Below are 17,803 nucleotides of genomic sequence, written 5' to 3'. Positions count from 1 at the left end.
AAGTTTTCCGCTCATAGGGGAATTAAGGGCGACAATAGAGCCATGACGACACCGCGTTTTGATGGCGTTGAGCTGTTTCTGCACATCGTCGAAAGCGGCAACCTGACCGGGGCCGCCGAACGGCTGAACCTCACCCGCTCTGCGGTCGGCAAGGGCCTGGCGCGATTGGAAGCGCGCCTGGGCACATGCCTGTTGCAGCGCTCCACCCGCCGCCAGCGTCTGACCGAGGACGGCCAGGCGTACTACGAGCATTGCCTGCGCGCGTTGGCGGAACTCGAGGCGGCCGAATCGGTGCTGGAAAGCGGCCGGCAACAGCCACGCGGCCGCTTGCGGGCGAGTTTGCCACTGGCCTTCGGGCATCACTACGCGGCCCCGGCATTGTGGGGGTTGATGGCGCGCTATCCGGAACTGGAGATCGAGATCAGCTTCGCCGATCGGCTGGTGGACCTGGCACAGGAAGGCTTCGACGTCGCCGTGCGGATCGGCCCGCTGCCCGACACCGACCGCCTCAGTGCACGTCGCCTGGGCGAACAGGCCGTTGGGCTGGCGGCGTCACCGGCGTACTTGCAGCGCGTCGGGCCGATTGAATGCATCGAAGACCTTGCCGGCCATCGCGGCATTGCCTATCGCAGCACGACCTCGCAGCGCAATCCCGTGGCCTCGCCGTTGATGATGGACGACCTCCAGGCGGTGGCCGATGCCGCCATCGCGGGCGTCGGCCTGGCCTGGTTGCCGAGTTGGTTGATTGCGCACTATGTGCTGCGGGGGCAGTTGGTCGCGGTGTTGCCCGGCTATCGCGAGCAACCTGCGCCGATCCATGTGATCTGGCCGACAGCCGTGCATATGCCGGCCAAGACGCGTTGTGCAATCGACGCTCTGGTCGCCGCCACCCCCAGTTGCCTGGCGGGCAGTTAGAACGCGATGGAGGTCTGCACGTACAGCGTACGCGGCTCACCCACGTATTTGCCCTTGTTGTTGTCGTCGAACGAGCGGGTGAAGTACTGCGTGTTGAAGATGTTCTTCACGCCGACCGCCACATTCAGATCCGACAGTTGCGGGCCGAAGTCATAGGCTGCGCGGCTGCTGAACAGCATGTAGCCGGGGATTCGACCGTTGGCGCCGTCAGCACTTTCTGCCTGAGTGTTGGCGTTGTCGGCGAACTGGCTGCTCTGATAGCTGCTGTCCACATTGAGTTTCCAGCGCCCTTCGGTGTAACCCACGCCAAGGGTGCCCTTGTGCTTGGACGAGAAGGGCACGCGGTTGCCTTTGTTCGGGCCGTCTTCGCGGATGGTGGCGTCGACGTAGGCGTAGGTAGCGTACACATCGAAACCGGCCAACGCCGGGCTCAAGCCATCGAGGGCGTAGTTGACGCTGGTTTCAATACCCTGGTGGCGCGTTTCGCCGCGGGCGATCACCGAATCGTTGGTCTGGTTGCTTTCATACTGGTTGTCGAAGTTGATCAGGAACGCGCCGATCTCTGCGCGCAAGGTGCCGTCGTCATAGCGGGTACCCAGTTCCCAGGTGCGGGCTTTTTCCGGTTTCACTTCACCGCTGGTCACACGGTTGGGCATCTGGCTGTACTGCACGCTGCCGAATGAACCTTCGGTGTTGGCGTACAGATTCCAGTCGTCAGTCAGGTGATAGAGCACGTTCAACGCCGGCAGCGCGGTGTTGTAGTCGCCTTTGTATTTGACGTTGGTCAGGTTGTTGCTCTGCTGGGACTCGATCATCTCGTAGCGGATGCCCGGGGTGATGGTCCACTTGCCGATATCAATCCGGTCATCGACGAAGAACGCATTGGCTTCGGTGCCGCCGCGGGTGTCGCGGTCGTTGCGGCTGTCGGTGCTGGGGATTTGCTGGTTGTTGGCGGAAATCGGCGTGCGGTAGCGCAACTCGTGGCCGGCTTCGTTGATGTAGCGGTAGCCGACGCCCACTTCATGGCTGGTCGGGCCGAGGTCAAAGCCTTGGGCGAAACGGGTTTCCAAGCCGCGCACCCAATACTCACGCGGGGACAGCGACAGGAAGGTGCCCTGGTCCAGGTAGCCGCTGCGCAGGGTCTTGGTGAAGAAGCTGTTGACGGTGAATTCGCGGCGGTCCTGCTCGTAGCGATAGCCGACGTTGAACATCGTACGGCGGCCCCAGAATTTGTCGTAGGGACGGGTGGACTGATATGGATCGGCCTTGTAGTCCGCGACGTTCAAGCCCCCAGGCATATCGGCCTGGCCTTCATAGTACTGCGCCATGGCGTTGAAGCTGTTGGCGTCGTCGAGCTGGTATTTGCCTTTGAGGATCAGGTCGTCGATGCGCGTGTTGCTGTTTTCGCGCCAGTCGCCGCCACGGGTGCCGGAATACAAAATCGCGCCGCCCAGGCCATTCTCGGCAGTGCCGCCGGCCAGCAGGTTGCCGGTGGTCTTGAAGCCGTCATGGCTGGAAGACGGGCTGGTCTCGGTCTGCAAGCCACCTTTGACGGTGGGTGCATCCGGGATCGCGCGGGTCACGAAGTTGACCACGCCGCCGACGTTCTGCGGGCCGTAGCGCACCGCGCCGCCGCCACGCACCACGTCCACGGCGTCCATGTTGCCCATGCTGATCGGTGCGAACGACAGCTGCGGCTGGCCGTACGGCGCGAAGGGCACAGGGATGCCGTCCATCAGCACCGTTGAGCGCGAGGCCAGGCGCGGGTTGAGACCGCGAATGCCGAAGTTCAGCGCCATATCGTGGCTGCCGGTGCCGTTATTGTCCGGAGCGTTGACGCCGGGTATGCGGTTGAGCACGTCCTTGGCCTGGGTGGCGCCCTGGCGTTCGAACTCTTCGCGGCGGATCACGTCACGGGCGCCGGGGTGTTCGAAGACATTGGTTTGTGCCGCATCGCCGAGCCAGTCGCCGACCACGCTGGAGGTCGCCAACTCGACAGCCGCCGGCGCCGTTGCCGGTTGCAGGCTGTAGGCGTTGTCGCCTTCGGCGCGGGCTTGCAGGCCGGTACCTTCCAGCAGCTTCTGCAGGCCTTCGGCGGCGCTGTAGCTGCCGGACAAACCACGGCTTTGCATGCCCGCCGTGACTTCGGAACCGAAGGAAATCAACACGCCGGCTTCACGGCCAAACTGGTTCAGGGCTGCTTCCAGCGAGCTTGGGGCGATGTGATACGGCTTGGTATCGGCCGCCATCACGCAAGGCAGTACGGTCAGGCTGAGGCTGGCGCCCAGCAGCAGTTGGCGCAAGGTGCGGGCGAGAAGGGTGGGTTGCTGGGGCATGGAGGGCGGTCCTGAGAAGGAAGGATCAAGGTGGCTTTCCTTCTCTGTCACGCGAGGTGCGGAAAACGGCTCACGGTGGCTGAAAATAATTTATGCACGTGCCTGGACGCTCACCCAATAGCGGGTAAAACGCCGCACCTTGACCGGCAGGCTGACCTCCAGCAGGTCGAGGATGCGTTCGCTGTCGTCCAGCGGGTAGCTGCCGGACAGCAGCAGGTTGGCGACTTGCGCATCGCAATTGAGCTGGCCACGGCGGTAGCGACCCAGTTCGGCGAGAAAGTCCTCCAGGCGCATATGCGCGGCCACCAGCATGCCGTCGGCCCAGGCGCCGCTGTTGGCATCGGTAGGTCGCGGAGTGTCCCAGCCTTTACGGGTGAAATTGACCTGGCGCGCCGCTTCGACCGTCAGGGGCAGGCCGCTGTAGGTGTTGGGCATCACCTCGACGCGGCCGTCCAAGACCGCCAGTTGGGTGTGGTCGTTGAACTGGCGCACATTCAGGCGCGCCGCCTGGCTGCTGAGCAGGCCCTGGCCGGTCAACACCTGCAGCGGCGTGCTGCCGGCATTGCCGGTGAGCAGGATCTCGCCTTCGAGCAGGCGGATCAGCGGTTGCCGGCCGTCGAAATGCACATCCACGGCGCTGCCGGTATTGAGTTGCAACTGGCTGCCGTCGGCCAATTGCACCTTACGCCGTTGGCCGACGGGGCTGCGATAGTCGGCGCTCAACGGCGGCAGGATATGCTGCTGGCGCAGGCTCCAGGCGGCGGCCGAACCGGCGCCGAGGATCAGCAACAACTTCAGCGCCTGGCGCCGGCTGCTGGACTTAGGTGCGTTCAACGCCGCATGGACCAGGGGCGAGGGCATGCCGCGCAGGCGCTGGTTGACGCGCTGGATATGGTCCCAGGCGCGCTGATGTTCGCTATGGGCATTCAGCCATTGTTGCCAGGCCGCCTGCTGGCGTGGGTTGAGCGCGCCTTGCTGCATTTCCATCAGCCAGTGCACGGCCTGTTCGGCAACCTGGGTCGAGACATTCATAGGGCGAAATAGCAGCGCATGGCGGCTTTATTCAGGTGGCGTTTGACGGTGGCGATGGAGATGCCCAGTTCGGCGCCGATCTGCGCATACGTCAGGCCGTCGAGCTGGGCCAGCAGGAACGTGCGTTTGACCTGGGTGGGCAAGCCATCGAGCAACTGGTCCAGCTCCAGCAGGGTTTGCAGGATGATCGCGCGCTCTTCTTCTGATGGCGCTACCTGCTCAGGCATCTGCGCCAAGGCGTCGAGGTAGGCGCGTTCCAGGTCCTGGCGGCGGTAGAAGTTGAACAACACACGCTTGGCGACCGTGGTGAGGAACGCGCGGGGCTCGACCAGCGTCGGCGCCTCCCGTGCGGTCAGGACCCGGATGAAGGTGTCCTGTGCCAGGTCTGCAGCACTTTCCGGGCAGCCGAGCTTGCCTCGCAACCAGCCGGTGAGCCAGTGGTGATGGTCGTTGTAGAGCACTTCGACAGGGTTGGACGGCTGCAACGCAAACACTCCACAAGCATGGGCATGCTTTAGAGAACAAGAATTGTTCGCATTGTAGGGCGCCGCCAACCGTTCGGCAATGCGTGAAGGCAGGTGTTTCATCCGTTCTGTTTTGCTTATGAGAATATTTATCATTAATATTGCGCGCTGATGAACCTGGCGCCTCCCGCATGAAAAGCAAAACCTCACTGCCCGCCTCCTATCGTCTCGCCGTCACATCGCGGGTGCTCGCCGCTGTGGTCGGCGGTTACCTGATGGCGTCCCTGGCCAGTATCTGCCTGGCACTGTGGATGCCTGTCTCCCGCGCCGATGCGGTGATCACCGGGATGATGAGTTCGTTCGTGTTCTACCTGTTGGCAGTGCTGTGGTGCTTCGCCTGCCGTACGGCATGGCGCGCGTGGTGCGGCATGATGCTGCCGAGCGCGGCGTTCGCCACCTTGGCAGGCCTGGGCTTGTGGATGGCACGCACATGAAAGAGGGCTTTCGTCAGGCCATGGCCTGGTTGCATACCTGGGCCGGGCTGATCTTTGGCTGGCTGCTGTTTGCGATTTTCCTGACGGGCACCCTGGCCTATTTCAAGGATGAGATCAGTCACTGGATGCAGCCCGAAGTGCAGGCCCATCCCCTGGATGATGCGCGCAGCCTGAGTGTCGCCCAGGACTACCTGCAGAAGGTCGCACCCACGGCCGCACGCTGGTTCATCACCTTGCCGGATAGCCGCGACCCTGGCCTGTCAGTGATGTGGCAAGACAAAGTCGACCCCGGCAAACGCGGCAATTTCATTCAGAAAACCCTCGACCCCGTGAGCGGGCAGGCCGTAGAGGCCCGGGAAAGCATGGGCGGGGATTTCTTCTACCGCTTCCACTTCCAGCTGCAAATGCCTTACCCGTGGGGCCGCTGGCTGTCGACCATTGCAGCGATGGTGATGTTCGTGGCGTTGATCACGGGCATCATCACCCACAAGAAAATCTTCAAGGACTTCTTCACCTTCCGCCCCCGCAAAGGCCAGCGTTCCTGGCTCGACGGGCATAACGCGGTGGGTGTGCTGGTGCTGCCGTTTCACCTGATGATCACCTACAGCAGCCTGGTGATTTTCATGAGCATGGTGATGCCGGCGCCGATCGTGGCCTCCTATGGCAACGACACCCGGGCCTTCTTCAATGACGTGTTCCCCGCCACCAACAACGCGCCGGCGCTGGGCCAGCCAGGCCAATTGCTGTCATTGCTGCCGATGTACGAGCAGGCGAGGGCGCAGTGGGCGGGTGGGCATATCGGGCGGCTGGCGGTGAACAACCCGAGTGATGTAAACGCTTCGGTGAACCTGTTCCGTGCCAGCTCCGACCGCGTGGTGCATGACTTCGGCAGTACCGTGTCGTTCAACGGCAACACGGGTGAGTTGTTGCGGGTCAGTGCTGAACAATCGCTGCCGGCGGCGATCGGCGGCAGCTTCTATGGCCTGCACATGGGCCATTTCGCCGGTCCGGTGCTGCGCTGGTTGTACTTTATCTGCGGCCTGGCGGGCACGGCGATGATCGGCACGGGACTGGTGATCTGGCTCGGCAAGCGGCAACTCAAACATGCAAAAAGCGGCGTGATGCCGTTTGAACTGCGGCTGGTGGAAGTGCTGAACATCGCCAGCATGTCCGGGCTGTTGATCGCCATTGCAGCCTTCTTCTGGGCCAACCGTTTATTGCCGGTGGGCTTTGCCGAGCGCTCCGATTGGGAAGTGCAGGCCTTCTTTATCGCCTGGGGCCTGAGCCTGTTGCACGCGATCCTGCGCCGGGGCCGCCAGGGTTGGGTTGAGCAATTGAGCTTCGCAGCACTGCTGTTTGCCGCAATCCCGTTGCTTAATGCCCTGACCACGTCGCAGCACTTGGGCGCTTCACTGGCGACGGGCGACTGGGCCATGGCGGGCTTCGACCTGACCTGCCTGGCCAGCGGTGTGTTCCTCGCCTGGGCAGCCTGGAAGATGCAGCACCGCAAGGCCCCGCAGCCCAAGACCGAACGGGCGCGGCCGCTGCAGCTCAAGCAGGAGGCGAACTGAATGCTCCTCGCGCTGCTGATGTGTTACGCCGGGTTTACCGCCTTGTGCCTGTCCACCGACCGTCACCACGGCGAACTGCTGCACAGCAGGCCATCACCTCGGCGGCGTATTGCTTTGCGCGTCATCGGTTGGCTGCTGCTGACCGTCTCGATCTGGCCCGCCGTGGCTGTCGCCGATTGGGGCCAGGGTCTGGTGGAGTGGTGCGCGGTGTTGATGCTCAGCGCCCTGTTGCTGGTGCTGTTGTTGCCGTATCGGCCAAGGCTGGCCTTGATCCTGGCAGGCGTCGGCCTGCTGGCCTGTCCTGTTGCCGCCTTCGCAACGTTCTGAGCCGCCGCCATGATGATCAGCACCCCACCCGATTCCCAGGACAGCCCCCAGGCTGACGCGGCGGGTGGGCGCGCGCATTTCCTGCAGGTGTTCTTGTCCCAGCGTTCGCAGATGGAAGCGTTGGTGAGCCGCCGTGTCGGGTGCCGCGCCACGGCGGCCGACCTGGTGCAGGACCTGTTCCTGCGGTTTTGGCGTCGGCCATTGGTGCAGGTCGAAGAACTCAGCACCTACCTGTTGCGCTGCGCCGGCAATATCGCCATCGACCACCTGCGCAGCGAAGGCGCGCGGGTGCGCAGCAGTGAAGGCTGGCTGCCGGAACAGCAGGATAACCAGGGCTCCGAACCCCAGGCGGCGCTCGAGGCGGGCAACGACCTGCGGCATGTCGAAGCCGCCCTGCGCAGCCTGCCGGAGCGCACCCGGCAGATCTTCCTGCTCAACCGCATTCACGGGCGCAAGTACGCGCAAATCGCCAAGGCCATGGGCCTGTCCCAAAGCGCCGTGGAAAAACATATGATGCGTGCCCTCGAAGCCTGCAAAGCCAGCCTTCGAGAACCATCGCCATCGCGCACGCCAGGGAAAGCACCGTGAATCCGACCCCCACACCTGACCAGGAACAAGCCGCACTGGCCTGGCTGAGCCTGTTGCACGACCAGCCCAGCAGTGGCGACCAGGCCACGTTCAGCCGCTGGCTAAGGGCAGATTCTGCGCACGTCGAAGCCTATGCCCAGGCCCAGGTGCTCTGGGAGTTGAGCGAAGTGCCGGCACGCCAACTGGCGGATGAAGACGCGCTGGCATTGCAGGGTTACCTCAATGCGATGAACACCCCGACGCGCTCGCGGGTGGTGCGCTGGTCCGGCGCATTAGCCATGGCGGCGTGCCTGGTGTTGATGGTGTCCATGGGCGCCGGTTGGCAGCCTTCGCGGTGGATCGATGACTTCGGCGCCGATTACGTGAGCGCACCGGGAGAAGTGAAGACCGTCACCCTGGCCGATCAATCCCGGGTCACGCTGGATGCGGACAGCGCCATTGCCGTGGACTTCAGCGACGGTGAGCGGCATATCCAATTGCGTCGCGGTGCAGGTTTTTTCAGCGTCACCCACACCGGCGAGTCCTTTGTGGTCGAGGCGGGCGGCGGCGAAGCGCGGGTGCTGGGGACGCAGTTCGAAGTGCGCCTGCAACCGGCGGGGGCCGAGGTGACGGTGTTGTCGGGACGGGTGGGCGTGACCGCGTCGAAACAGGGCCCGCAGCAAATTCTGACGGCGGGCCAGCAAGTGGCCTACGCCGATGGCAGCGCCGATCCCTTGCACGCGGTCGACAGCGAATCCCGCCTGGCCTGGCGGGATGGCTGGCTCAACTACTACAAGGCGCCGCTGGCGGAGGTGGTCAAGGACTTGGGGCGTTACTACCCTGGCCGCATCCTGCTGCTCAACGAAGCGATGGGCGCCAGGCGCGTCAGCGGCAGCTTCCCGAGCAAGGACCCGCAGGCGGTACTCAACGCCTTGCAAGCGGTGTTGGGGTTCGAGCAGCACAGTCTGTTGGGGCGGGTAATCGTGGTGCGCTGATTACTTCAGCGCGGCCATGATCGCGTCAGGGTTGTAGTCGCGAATCAGCGTGCCGTTCACGTCCACAAACGGAATCCCGCCACCACCCAGCGCCTCATACGCCTTGCGCGCCTGGGCGTCCTTCTCGATATCGACGGCCTGGTACGGAATGCCCTTCTGGTCGAGGAAGCGGCGGATCTGCTTGCAGTAGCCGCACCACTCGGTGGCATACAGCACCACCCGCGCCGAGGCTCGCGTCTGCTCCGGGACCACCTGGGAGGGGTTGAACAGCCGCTCGATCTTGCCCCAGTTCTGGATAACCACCACCACCAGCAACACCAGCAGGACTTTCTTGAGGACCCCGCCGAGCATCAGTTGCGGCGCTTGAGCTGGTCGGTCAGTTGGGTCGGCAGGCCCTTGATGATCAAGGTGCCGGCGGCCTCGTCGTACTCGATCTTGTCGCCCAGCAAGTGTGCTTCAAAGCTGATGGACAAGCCCTCGGCGCGCCCGGTGAAGCGGCGGAACTGGTTGAGGGTGCGTTTATCCGCCGGGATTTCCGGCGACAGGCCGTAGTCCTTGTTGCGGATATGGTCGTAGAACGCCTTGGGCCGATCTTCATCGATCAAGCCCGACAGCTCTTCAAGGCCCATGGGCTCGCCGAGCTTGGCCTGGCTGCTGGCGTAATCGACCAGGGTCTTGGTTTTTTCGCGGGCGGATTCGTCCGGCAGGTCTTCGCTTTCGACGAAGTCGCTGAAGGCCTTGAGCAGGGTGCGCGTCTCGCCCGGGCCGTCGACGCCTTCCTGGCAGCCGATGAAGTCGCGGAAGTATTCCGAGACCTTCTTGCCGTTCTTGCCTTTGATAAACGAGATGTACTGCTTGGACTGCTTGTTGTTCTGCCACTCGGACACGTTGATACGCGCTGCCAGGTGCAACTGGCCCAGGTCCAGATGGCGCGACGGGGTGACGTCCAGCTCGTCGGTTACCGCCACGCCTTCGCTGTGGTGCAGCAGGGCGATGGCGAGGTAGTCGGTCATGCCTTGCTGGTAGTGGGCAAACAGCACGTGGCCGCCGGTGGAGAGGTTGGACTCTTCCATCAGTTTTTGCAGATGTTCGACGGCGGTGCGGCTGAACGTGGTGAAATCCTGGCCACCCTCGAAATATTCCTTCAACCAGCCGCTGAACGGGTGCGCGCCGGATTCGGCATGGAAGAAACCCCAGGCCTTGCCTTGTTTGGCGTTGTAGCTCTCGTTGAGATCGGCAAGCATGTTCTCGATGGCGGCCGACTCGGCAAGCTCGGAGTCGCGGGCGTGGAGAACTGCAGGTGTGCCGTCGGGTTTTTTGTCGATCAGGTGGACGATGCAATGACGGATCGGCATGGGCTTCTCGGCTGGTTGAAGGGGAGCGGTCGGCCTCCCCGAAAAGTCGCCCAGTGTACCGCACCCATTGGTCAAGACACGCGTCGAAGGGCATTTTGGGTGCTCTCGGACGAGGCATATGCCTTTTTTTCACGGTTTAGAGCGATAAAGCTGACCAAATGGGTAGGTAGAGGCGGATATTTCCCCGTCTCTGTGCTAGTTTTGCCCCGTCTTACGCCAAGTCTCGGCGATAAGCGTGCATTCAGCATCTGTCAGGTCGAACCAATCCCCGTTTCAAGCATCTATAACCCCGATCTCCGTGGTTATAGCCGGGGGTGCCAGGCCATGACGGTCGGGCTCGACGGCTGACACTGCACTCTGCAATCCATATGAATTTGATAGGGAAGGAACACCACAATGGCTATTACTAAAGACCAACTGATCGCTGACCTGGCTGAAGCAGTAGACGCACCGAAAACCACCGTGCGCGCTCTGCTGGACCAACTGAGCCAAGTTGTTGCTGACCAGCTGGAAAACGGCGGCGAAATCACTCTGCCAGGCGTTGGCAAACTGAAAGTGACCGAGCGTCCTGCCCGTACTGGCCGTAACCCTTCGACTGGCGCTGCCATCGAAATCGCTGCCAAGAAAGTTATCAAGCTGGTTGTGGCCAAAGGCCTGACCGACGCTGTTAACAAGTAAGACGCAGCAAAAAAAACCGTGCTCCGGAGCGATCCGGGCACGGTTTTTTGTTGCCTGCGATTTTTTACCTGTAGGAGCGAGCTTGCTCGCGAAGGCCGTTAACGATAACGCGGCCATCCCGGATGAATGCGGTTTCTTGGCGTTTTTCGCGAGCAAGCTCGCTCCTACAGGTTGGCGTCAGCGCACCCAGCGCTGGCGCCAGATCTGCTGTTCGTTCTTGGTCTGGAAGGTCCAGGCCACGAAACGGCTCTGCTTCTGGCCCTGGGACATTTCCACCACCTGGCTTTCCAGCACGCCGGCTTTTTTCAGGGCGGTCTCGATCGCGGGCAAATTTGACGCTTTTGACACCAGGGTGCTGAACCACAACACCTTGTGGGCAAAGTGCGCACTCTCGGCGATCAACTGCGTCACGAAGCGCGCTTCACCGCCTTCACACCACAACTCGGCCGATTGGCCACCGAAGTTGAGCACCGGCAATTTGCGCTTGGGGTCGGCCCGGCCCAGGGCGCGCCACTTGCGCTCGCTGCCCTTGGTGGCTTCGTCCATGGACGCATGGAACGGTGGGTTGCACATGGTCAGGTCAAAACGCTCACCCGGCTCCAGCAGGCCCAGCAGGATGTGCTTGGGGTTTTCCTGCTGGCGCAACTGGATGACCTTGCTCAGGTCGTTGGACTGCACGATGGCCTTGGCGGCGGCCACGGCGATAGGGTCGACCTCCGAGCCGAGGAAGTTCCAGCGGTACTCCATATAGCCAATCAGCGGGTAGACGCAGTTGGCGCCCATGCCGATGTCCAGCACCTTGACGATTGAACCGCGCGGGATCTTGCCCTCGTTGACACTGGCCAGCAGGTCGGCGAGGAAGTGCACGTAGTCGGCACGTCCCGGTACCGGCGGGCACAGGTAATCCGCCGGGATGTCCCAATGCTGGATGCCATAGAAGGCCTTGAGCAACGCCCGGTTGAACACCCGCACCGCGTCCGGGCTGGCGAAGTCGATGCTCTCTTTGCCATAGGGGTTGATGATCACGAATTGCGCCAGTTCCGGCGTGGTCTTGATCAACGCCTGGAAGTCGTAACGGCCTGTGTGGCGGTTGCGTGGGTGCAGGGTAGCCTCTTTGCGCGGCGCGACGGGTTTGGCCGTGGCTGCGGTCTTAGGCTTCTTGCGTGGAGGTTTGGGCGTAGTGGGGGCGGTCATGATGATTCTGGTGTTGGCTCAAAGTGGCGGCCATTGTCACACATTCCCGAGGATAACTCGGTCAAATGTGGGAGCAAGCCCCCTCCCACATTGACCGCAAGCACAAAAAAAGAGACCCGAAGGTCTCTTTTTTCACACGGATTGCCCCTTAGAGGCTGGAAATCCGCGCATGTTGCTCCGCCAGCTTGCCCAAAGCCTGTTCGGCCTCGGCCAGCTTGGCGCGTTCCTTATCGATCACTTCAGCCGGTGCCTTGTCGACGAATGCCGCGTTGGACAGCTTGCCGCCCACCCGCGCCACTTCACCTTGCAGGCGCAGGATTTCCTTGTCGAGACGGGCCAGTTCCGCGCCCTTGTCGATCAAGCCGGCCATCGGCACCAGCACTTCCATCTCGCCGACCAGCGCGGTCGCTGACAGTGGCGCTTCGGCGCCATCCGCCAATACGGTGATCGATTCCAGCTTCGCCAGCTTCTTGAGCAGCGCATCGTTCTCGGTGAGACGACGCTGGTCTTCGGCGCTGGCGTTCTTCACGAACACCGCCAGTGGCTTGCCCGGGCCGATGTTCATTTCGGCGCGGATGTTGCGCGTACCGAGCATCAGGGTCTTGAGCCATTCAATGTCGCTTTCGGCCGCCTCATCGATACGTGCTTCGTTGGCCACCGGCCAAGGTTGCAGCATGATGGTCTTGCCGTCTTTGCCGGCCAGCGGCGCGAGGCGCTGCCAGATTTCTTCGGTGATGAACGGCATGAACGGATGCGCCAGGCGCAGGGCGACTTCGAGCACGCGTACCAGGGTGTGACGGGTGCCGCGCTGACGTTCGATCGGCGCGTTTTCGTCCCACAGCACGGGCTTGGACAGTTCCAGGTACCAGTCGCAATACTGGTTCCAGATAAACTCGTACAAGGCCTGTGCGGCCAGGTCGAAACGGAACTGGTCGAGTTGACGGGTCACTTCGGCCTCGGTGCGCTGCAGCTGCGAGATGATCCAGCGGTCGGCCAGGCTAAGTTCGATGGCCTCGCCGTTCTGGCCGCAGTCTTCGCCTTTGTCCAGCACGTAGCGCGCGGCGTTCCAGATCTTGTTGCAGAAGTTGCGATAGCCTTCGACGCGGCCCATGTCGAACTTGATGTCGCGACCGGTGGACGCCAGCGAGCAGAAGGTGAAGCGCAGCGCATCGGTGCCGTAGCTGGCAATGCCGTCGGCGAACTCGTCGCGGGTCTGCTTCTCGATCTTCTTCGCCAGTTTCGGCTGCATCAGCCCCGAGGTGCGTTTCTGTACCAGGGTTTCCAGGTCGATGCCGTCGATGATGTCCAGCGGGTCGAGGACGTTGCCCTTGGACTTGGACATCTTCTGGCCCTGGCCATCCCGCACCAGGCCGTGCACGTACACGGTCTTGAACGGTACCTGCGGCGTGCCGTCCTCGTTCTTCACCAAGTGCATGGTGAGCATGATCATCCGGGCAACCCAGAAGAAAATGATGTCGAAGCCGGTGACCAGCACGTCGGTGGAGTGGAATTTCTTCAGGAATTCGGTCTGCTGCGGCCAGCCCAGGGTGGAGAACGTCCACAGGCCCGAGCTGAACCAGGTGTCGAGTACGTCGTTGTCCTGTTGCAACGCCACGTCCGGGCCGAGATTGTGCTTGGCACGTACTTCGGCTTCGTCGCGGCCCACGTAGACCTTGCCCGACTCGTCGTACCAGGCCGGAATACGGTGGCCCCACCACAGCTGGCGGCTGATGCACCAATCCTGGATGTCGCGCATCCACGAGAAGTACATGTTTTCGTACTGCTTGGGCACGAACTGGATACGGCCGTCTTCCACGGCAGCAATCGCCGGCTCGGCCAGTGGCTTGGTGGACACGTACCACTGGTCGGTCAGCCACGGTTCGATCACGGTGCCGGAGCGGTCGCCCTTCGGCACTTTCAGGGCGTGGTCGTCGACGCTGACCAGCAGGCCTGCAGCGTCGAAGGCAGCAACGATCTGCTTGCGCGCTTCGAAACGGTCAATGCCGGCGTATTCGGCCGGGATCTTGCCGTCGATGCTGTCGTTCAGCGTACCGTCCAGGTTGAACACCTGGCAGGCCGGCAGCACGGCGGCATTCTTGTCGAAGATATTCAACAACGGCAGGTTGTGGCGCTTGCCGACTTCGTAGTCGTTGAAATCGTGGGCCGGGGTGATTTTCACGCAGCCGGTGCCGAATTCAGGGTCGCAGTAATCGTCGGCGATGATCGGGATGCGGCGGCCTACCAGCGGCAACTCGACGAACTTGCCGATCAGTGCCTGGTAGCGCTCGTCGTTCGGGTTGACCGCGACGGCGGCGTCGCCAAGCATGGTTTCCGGACGGGTGGTGGCGACGATCAGGTAATCGTTGCCCTCAGCGGTCCTGGCGCCGTCGGCCAGCGGGTACTTGAGGTTCCACAGGAAACCTTTCTCGTCGTGGTTTTCCACTTCAAGGTCGGAAATCGCCGTGTGCAACTTGGTGTCCCAGTTGACCAGGCGCTTGCCGCGGTAGATCAGGCCGTCTTCATGCAGGCGCACGAAGGCTTCTTTCACCGATTCCGACAGGCCGTCATCCATGGTGAAGCGCTCGCGGCTCCAATCCACGGACGAGCCGAGGCGACGGATCTGACGGCTGATGTTGCCGCCGGACTGGTCTTTCCACTCCCAGATTTTTTCCAGGAATTTCTCGCGACCCAAGTCGTGACGGTTCTGGCCGGTGGCTTCGAGTTGGCGCTCCACCAGCATCTGGGTGGCGATACCAGCGTGGTCGGTACCCGGTTGCCACAGGGTATTGCGGCCCTGCATGCGGCGGAAACGGATCAACGCATCCATGATCGCATTGTTGAAGCCATGGCCCATGTGCAGGCTGCCAGTGACGTTCGGTGGCGGAATCATGATGGTGTAGGACTCGCCCGCGCCTTGCGGAGCGAAATAGTTCTCGGACTCCCAGGTGTTGTACCAGGAAGTTTCAATAGCGTGCGGCTGGTAGGTCTTATCCATGCGCGGCGGGACCCTAGTTGGCATATATTCAGGAAAGCCGGCAAGTATAACGGGGGATAGGGCGCAGGGCGAGGCGAAGGCGGGCTTAAGGTGCAGGCAATCAAATGTGGGAGGAGTTTGCCACCTCCCACAGGGGATCTATGGACGGTTCAAGACTGGTACTGGCTGAGCAGCCGCTCCATCCGTGCATCCATCCGGCGCTTGATCTCGGTTTCGATATGGGGGGCAAAGTCGTCGATCACGTCTTGCATGATCAATTGCGCAGCGGCACGCAGTTCGTTGTCCAGGTGCAGCAGCAGGGCGTCGGGGCCCTTTTCAGCCGCAGCAGGGGCAGCGTCCACCACAACGGGGGCTTCGACAACCGGTTCCGGGGCGACCTGCTTGCCGCCGACCATGTCGAACAACAGCGGAATCTGTACCTCGCCATCGGCCTGTTCGGTCAATAGCGGCGGTTGCAAGTCATCATCACCCAGCAACTGACGGATCGACTCGAGGTCGTCCAGCAGGTGGTCATCTTTTTTTGTCGGGTTGGGAGTGTCCATCATGTACTCAAAGTCGTTGTAGCCGGTGATCTTGCAAAGGATAGCCCTGTTCGCGGTAGAAACGGAAACTCTCCCGCGCGGCCTGACGAATAGCCGGATCTTCCACCACCACTTCCGCCACACGGGCGAAGGCCTTGGCAAAAGGCGGTACTTTCAGGTCCAGGTTGACCAGCAGGTCCTGGTGATTGCCGCAACTGTCCCCCAAACCCAGGACAACCTGGCCTTCGGGTTCTGATTCTGCGGGGCCGTGGGGCACGAAGCTTTCGCCCTTGAAACGCCACAGGCGGGCGTCGAGCTCGTCGCGTTGGGCTGCATCGCTGCAATGCAGGTAGATGCGGTGGCCCATGCGCCAGGCTTTTTCGGTGAGTTTGCAGGCGAAGTCCAGGCGCGCGAGCGGATCGGCGCTGGGCAATATATAGAAGTCGACTTGGGTCATTGCGGTTCCTGGGCTGCCGCGCCTGCCGCCGTCATAATGTAGGAGCGAGCTTGCTCGCGAAGAACCTGAGAACAATGCGTTCATCCAAGATGAACGCGTTATCGTTGACGCTCTTCGCGAGCAAGCTCGCTCCTACAGTTGACCGCGGCAGGCAGCTGGGCAGGTGTTTAGGCTTTGGCGCGGTCCAGCAGGTATTGGGTCAGCAATGGCACCGGACGGCCGGTGGCGCCCTTGTCCTTGCCGCCGCTGGTCCAGGCCGTGCCGGCGATGTCCAGGTGCGCCCAGTTGAAGTTCTTGGCGAAGCGCGACAGGAAACACGCAGCCGTGATGGTGCCGGCTTTCGGGCCGCCGATGTTGGCGATGTCGGCGAACGGGCTGTCCAGCTGTTCCTGGTACTCATCGAACAGCGGCAGTTGCCAGGCGCGGTCGTCGGCGGCCTTGCCGGCGCTGAGCAGCTGCTCGATCAACTCGTCGTTATTGCCCAGCAGGCCCGAGGTGTGGGAACCCAGGGCAACGATGCAGGCGCCGGTCAGGGTGGCGATGTCGATCACGGCCTGTGGCTTGAAGCGCTCGGCGTAGGTCAGGGCATCGCACAGCACCAGGCGGCCTTCGGCGTCGGTGTTGAGGATTTCCACGGTCTGGCCGCTGAGGGTGGTGACGATGTCGCCCGGACGGGCCGCGCCGCCGCTCGGCATGTTTTCGGCGCAGGCCAGAATGCACACCAGGTTGATCGGCAGCTTCAGTTCCAGCACGGCGCGCAGGGTACCGAACACGCTGGCGGCGCCGCCCATGTCGTACTTCATCTCGTCCATGCCCAGGCCCGGCTTGAGGCTGATGCCGCCGGTGTCGAAGGTGATGCCTTTACCCACCAGGGCGTAAGGCTTCTCGGACTTCTTGCCGCCGTTGTATTGCATCACGATCAGGCGTGGCGGTTGGTCGCTGCCCTGGCCCACGGCATAGAACGAGCCCATGCCCAGTTCCTTGATCTTCTTCTCATCCAGGACTTCGACTTTCAGGCCCTTGAACTCTTTACCCAATGCCTTGGCCTGTTCGCCCAGGTAGGTCGGGTGGCAGATGTTCGGCGGCAGGTTGCCCAGGTCGCGGGTGAACGACATGCCATTGGCGATGGCCTGGGCGTGAGTCACGGCGCGCTCGACTTCAGCCTGGGCGGCCTTGATGGTCAGCAGGGTGATTTTCTTCAGGGCGCGGGGTTCGGTTTTCTGGCTCTTGAACTGATCAAAAATGTAGCCGCCGTCCACCAGGGTTTCGGCCAGCAGGCGGGTCTTGCCGTAGCTGTCACGGCCTTTTACGACGATTTCATCGAGTGCCAGTGCCGCATCGCTGCCGCCCAGGCCCTTGAGGGTGTTGAGGATGCCGCTGATGATCTTGCGGAACGGACGGTCGCCCAGTTCAGCGTCCTTGCCCACGCCCACCAGCAATACGCGGTCGGCTTTCAGGTTAGGCAGGCTTTGCAGCAGCAGGCTCTGGCCGACTTTGCCGGCCAGGTCGCCGCGCTTGAGAACCGCGCTGATCGCGCCGCCGCTGAGTTCGTCGAGCTGCCTGGCGGCTACGCCGAGCTTGCGGCCTTCGCCGATGGCGACCACGAGGGTGGCGGTTTTCAACGTTTCGGGGCTAACGCTTTTTACAACCAATTCCATTTTCGGGTCCCTTATATAAGGTCTGAGAGCCTGGCGTCTGTACGCAGGCTTTAAAGCGTGGCGGCTGTGTAAACCACCAGCGACAAAGGCCGCAGTTTGAACCTCGCCGACGGAGCCTGACAACCCTTTGTGCCTGCGCATGAGGTTGCGCAGTGACAGGCGCGGTCAATCACAGGATAATGCGCCATCTTTTTAGCCGGCCCGGTGCAAACGGGCTGACTCGGTATGCTTGCTTGTTTGGCCG

17 protein-coding genes are annotated in these 17,803 nt (G+C 62.3%); 7 read left to right on the top strand and 10 right to left on the bottom strand.

Features of this window, described 5'->3' with window-relative positions; genetic code table 11:
• Positions 1–42 precede the first annotated feature (42 nt).
• Positions 43–915 (top strand): LysR family transcriptional regulator, encoded by an 873-nt coding sequence (locus V3W40_RS03365; RefSeq protein WP_323147123.1) that lies wholly within the window; start codon positions 43–45, stop codon positions 913–915.
• On the opposite strand, the gene fecA is transcribed toward V3W40_RS03365, so the two are convergent.
• The 3 genes from fecA to V3W40_RS03350 form a co-directional block, all read right to left on the bottom strand.
• Positions 912–3,251, bottom strand: a complete 2,340-nt coding sequence (fecA, locus tag V3W40_RS03360; protein ID WP_065948905.1) for a TonB-dependent Fe(3+) dicitrate receptor FecA — start codon at positions 3,249–3,251, stop codon at positions 912–914. The genes V3W40_RS03365 and fecA overlap by 4 nt on opposite strands.
• Before the next feature lie 90 nt (positions 3,252–3,341).
• Positions 3,342–4,283 carry a FecR family protein gene (locus tag V3W40_RS03355; RefSeq protein WP_330214437.1) on the bottom strand — a complete coding sequence of 314 codons (942 nt, stop codon included), beginning with the start codon at positions 4,281–4,283 and terminating at the stop codon, positions 3,342–3,344.
• Complete coding sequence (locus tag V3W40_RS03350; RefSeq protein ID WP_137211520.1) at positions 4,280–4,768, bottom strand: sigma-70 family RNA polymerase sigma factor; 489 nt, start codon at positions 4,766–4,768, stop codon at positions 4,280–4,282. Before V3W40_RS03350 ends, V3W40_RS03355 begins: the two co-directional genes overlap by 4 nt.
• A gap of 170 nt (positions 4,769–4,938) precedes the next feature.
• Between V3W40_RS03350 and V3W40_RS03345 the strand changes: the two genes are divergently transcribed.
• Genes V3W40_RS03345 through V3W40_RS03325 form a run of 5 tightly spaced genes read left to right on the top strand, consistent with a single transcriptional unit; the run spans position 4,939 to position 8,701 of the window.
• Positions 4,939–5,241 carry a DUF3649 domain-containing protein gene (locus V3W40_RS03345; RefSeq protein WP_330214436.1) on the top strand — a complete coding sequence of 101 codons (303 nt, stop codon included), beginning with the start codon at positions 4,939–4,941 and terminating at the stop codon, positions 5,239–5,241.
• Positions 5,238–6,812, top strand: a complete 1,575-nt coding sequence (locus V3W40_RS03340; protein ID WP_330214435.1) for a PepSY-associated TM helix domain-containing protein — start codon at positions 5,238–5,240, stop codon at positions 6,810–6,812. Before V3W40_RS03345 ends, V3W40_RS03340 begins: the two co-directional genes overlap by 4 nt.
• Positions 6,813–7,139, top strand: coding sequence for a DUF3325 domain-containing protein (locus V3W40_RS03335; RefSeq protein WP_065924188.1), 327 nt, complete (start codon positions 6,813–6,815; stop codon positions 7,137–7,139).
• 9 nt (positions 7,140–7,148) lie between these two features.
• Positions 7,149–7,727: an RNA polymerase sigma factor gene (locus V3W40_RS03330; RefSeq protein ID WP_027604674.1), complete on the top strand. Its 579-nt coding sequence runs from the start codon at positions 7,149–7,151 to the stop codon at positions 7,725–7,727.
• Entirely contained in the window at positions 7,724–8,701 is a 978-nt protein-coding gene (locus tag V3W40_RS03325) for a FecR family protein (protein WP_330214434.1), read from the top strand. The genes V3W40_RS03330 and V3W40_RS03325 overlap by 4 nt, the downstream gene beginning before the upstream one ends.
• Here the strand turns inward: V3W40_RS03325 and V3W40_RS03320 are convergent, their stop codons facing one another.
• Together V3W40_RS03320 and yejK are read right to left on the bottom strand one after the other, a co-directional pair.
• Positions 8,702–9,052 (bottom strand): glutaredoxin family protein, encoded by a 351-nt coding sequence (locus tag V3W40_RS03320; protein ID WP_065924185.1) that lies wholly within the window; start codon positions 9,050–9,052, stop codon positions 8,702–8,704.
• A complete protein-coding gene (gene yejK, locus V3W40_RS03315; protein ID WP_012722392.1) occupies positions 9,052–10,056 on the bottom strand; it encodes a nucleoid-associated protein YejK in 1,005 nt (334 codons plus the stop codon). Before yejK ends, V3W40_RS03320 begins: the two co-directional genes overlap by 1 nt.
• Positions 10,057–10,452: 396 nt before the next feature.
• On the opposite strand from yejK, the gene V3W40_RS03310 reads away from it, so the two are divergent.
• Complete coding sequence (locus V3W40_RS03310; protein ID WP_003188840.1) at positions 10,453–10,734, top strand: HU family DNA-binding protein; 282 nt, start codon at positions 10,453–10,455, stop codon at positions 10,732–10,734.
• Positions 10,735–10,911: 177 nt separating this feature from the next.
• On the opposite strand, the gene rlmF is transcribed toward V3W40_RS03310, so the two are convergent.
• The 5 genes from rlmF to V3W40_RS03285 all read right to left on the bottom strand — a co-directional run bounded on the left by rlmF (position 10,912) and on the right by V3W40_RS03285 (position 17,559).
• Complete coding sequence (gene rlmF, locus V3W40_RS03305; RefSeq protein ID WP_027604671.1) at positions 10,912–11,928, bottom strand: 23S rRNA (adenine(1618)-N(6))-methyltransferase RlmF; 1,017 nt, start codon at positions 11,926–11,928, stop codon at positions 10,912–10,914.
• A gap of 148 nt (positions 11,929–12,076) precedes the next feature.
• Positions 12,077–14,923: a valine--tRNA ligase gene (locus V3W40_RS03300; protein WP_330214433.1), complete on the bottom strand. Its 2,847-nt coding sequence runs from the start codon at positions 14,921–14,923 to the stop codon at positions 12,077–12,079.
• 149 nt (positions 14,924–15,072) lie between these two features.
• Entirely contained in the window at positions 15,073–15,465 is a 393-nt protein-coding gene (locus tag V3W40_RS03295) for a DNA polymerase III subunit chi (RefSeq protein ID WP_065924183.1), read from the bottom strand.
• 7 nt (positions 15,466–15,472) lie between these two features.
• Positions 15,473–15,901, bottom strand: coding sequence for a DNA polymerase III subunit chi (locus tag V3W40_RS03290; RefSeq protein WP_027604668.1), 429 nt, complete (start codon positions 15,899–15,901; stop codon positions 15,473–15,475).
• Between the two features lie 167 nt (positions 15,902–16,068).
• Complete coding sequence (locus V3W40_RS03285) at positions 16,069–17,559, bottom strand: leucyl aminopeptidase (protein ID WP_065924182.1); 1,491 nt, start codon at positions 17,557–17,559, stop codon at positions 16,069–16,071.
• Positions 17,560–17,803 lie beyond the last annotated feature (244 nt).

This window comes from Pseudomonas sp. AM8 (assembly GCF_036346475.1).
Lineage (GTDB): Bacteria > Pseudomonadota > Gammaproteobacteria > Pseudomonadales > Pseudomonadaceae > Aquipseudomonas > Aquipseudomonas marginalis.
Note: the sequence above shows the minus strand (reverse complement) of the source record. Positions and strands in the feature narration are given on the sequence as shown.

Bases quoted from the DNA above. Each gene is read 5' to 3' on its own strand.
- V3W40_RS03330 (WP_027604674.1), top strand. From the start codon at position 7,149: ATGATGATCAGCACCCCACCCGATTCCCAGGACAGCCCCCAGGCTGAC.
- V3W40_RS03320 (WP_065924185.1), bottom strand. From the start codon at position 9,052: ATGCTCGGCGGGGTCCTCAAGAAAGTCCTGCTGGTGTTGCTGGTGGTG.
- V3W40_RS03345 (WP_330214436.1), top strand. From the start codon at position 4,939: ATGAAAAGCAAAACCTCACTGCCCGCCTCCTATCGTCTCGCCGTCACA.
- V3W40_RS03295 (WP_065924183.1), bottom strand. From the start codon at position 15,465: ATGGACACTCCCAACCCGACAAAAAAAGATGACCACCTGCTGGACGAC.
- yejK (WP_012722392.1), bottom strand. From the start codon at position 10,056: ATGCCGATCCGTCATTGCATCGTCCACCTGATCGACAAAAAACCCGAC.
- V3W40_RS03340 (WP_330214435.1), top strand. From the start codon at position 5,238: ATGAAAGAGGGCTTTCGTCAGGCCATGGCCTGGTTGCATACCTGGGCC.
- V3W40_RS03310 (WP_003188840.1), top strand. From the start codon at position 10,453: ATGGCTATTACTAAAGACCAACTGATCGCTGACCTGGCTGAAGCAGTA.
- V3W40_RS03355 (WP_330214437.1), bottom strand. From the start codon at position 4,283: ATGAATGTCTCGACCCAGGTTGCCGAACAGGCCGTGCACTGGCTGATG.
- V3W40_RS03290 (WP_027604668.1), bottom strand. From the start codon at position 15,901: ATGACCCAAGTCGACTTCTATATATTGCCCAGCGCCGATCCGCTCGCG.
- V3W40_RS03285 (WP_065924182.1), bottom strand. From the start codon at position 17,559: ATGGAATTGGTTGTAAAAAGCGTTAGCCCCGAAACGTTGAAAACCGCC.
- rlmF (WP_027604671.1), bottom strand. From the start codon at position 11,928: ATGACCGCCCCCACTACGCCCAAACCTCCACGCAAGAAGCCTAAGACC.
- fecA (WP_065948905.1), bottom strand. From the start codon at position 3,251: ATGCCCCAGCAACCCACCCTTCTCGCCCGCACCTTGCGCCAACTGCTG.
- V3W40_RS03335 (WP_065924188.1), top strand. From the start codon at position 6,813: ATGCTCCTCGCGCTGCTGATGTGTTACGCCGGGTTTACCGCCTTGTGC.
- V3W40_RS03300 (WP_330214433.1), bottom strand. From the start codon at position 14,923: ATGGATAAGACCTACCAGCCGCACGCTATTGAAACTTCCTGGTACAAC.
- V3W40_RS03365 (WP_323147123.1), top strand. From the start codon at position 43: ATGACGACACCGCGTTTTGATGGCGTTGAGCTGTTTCTGCACATCGTC.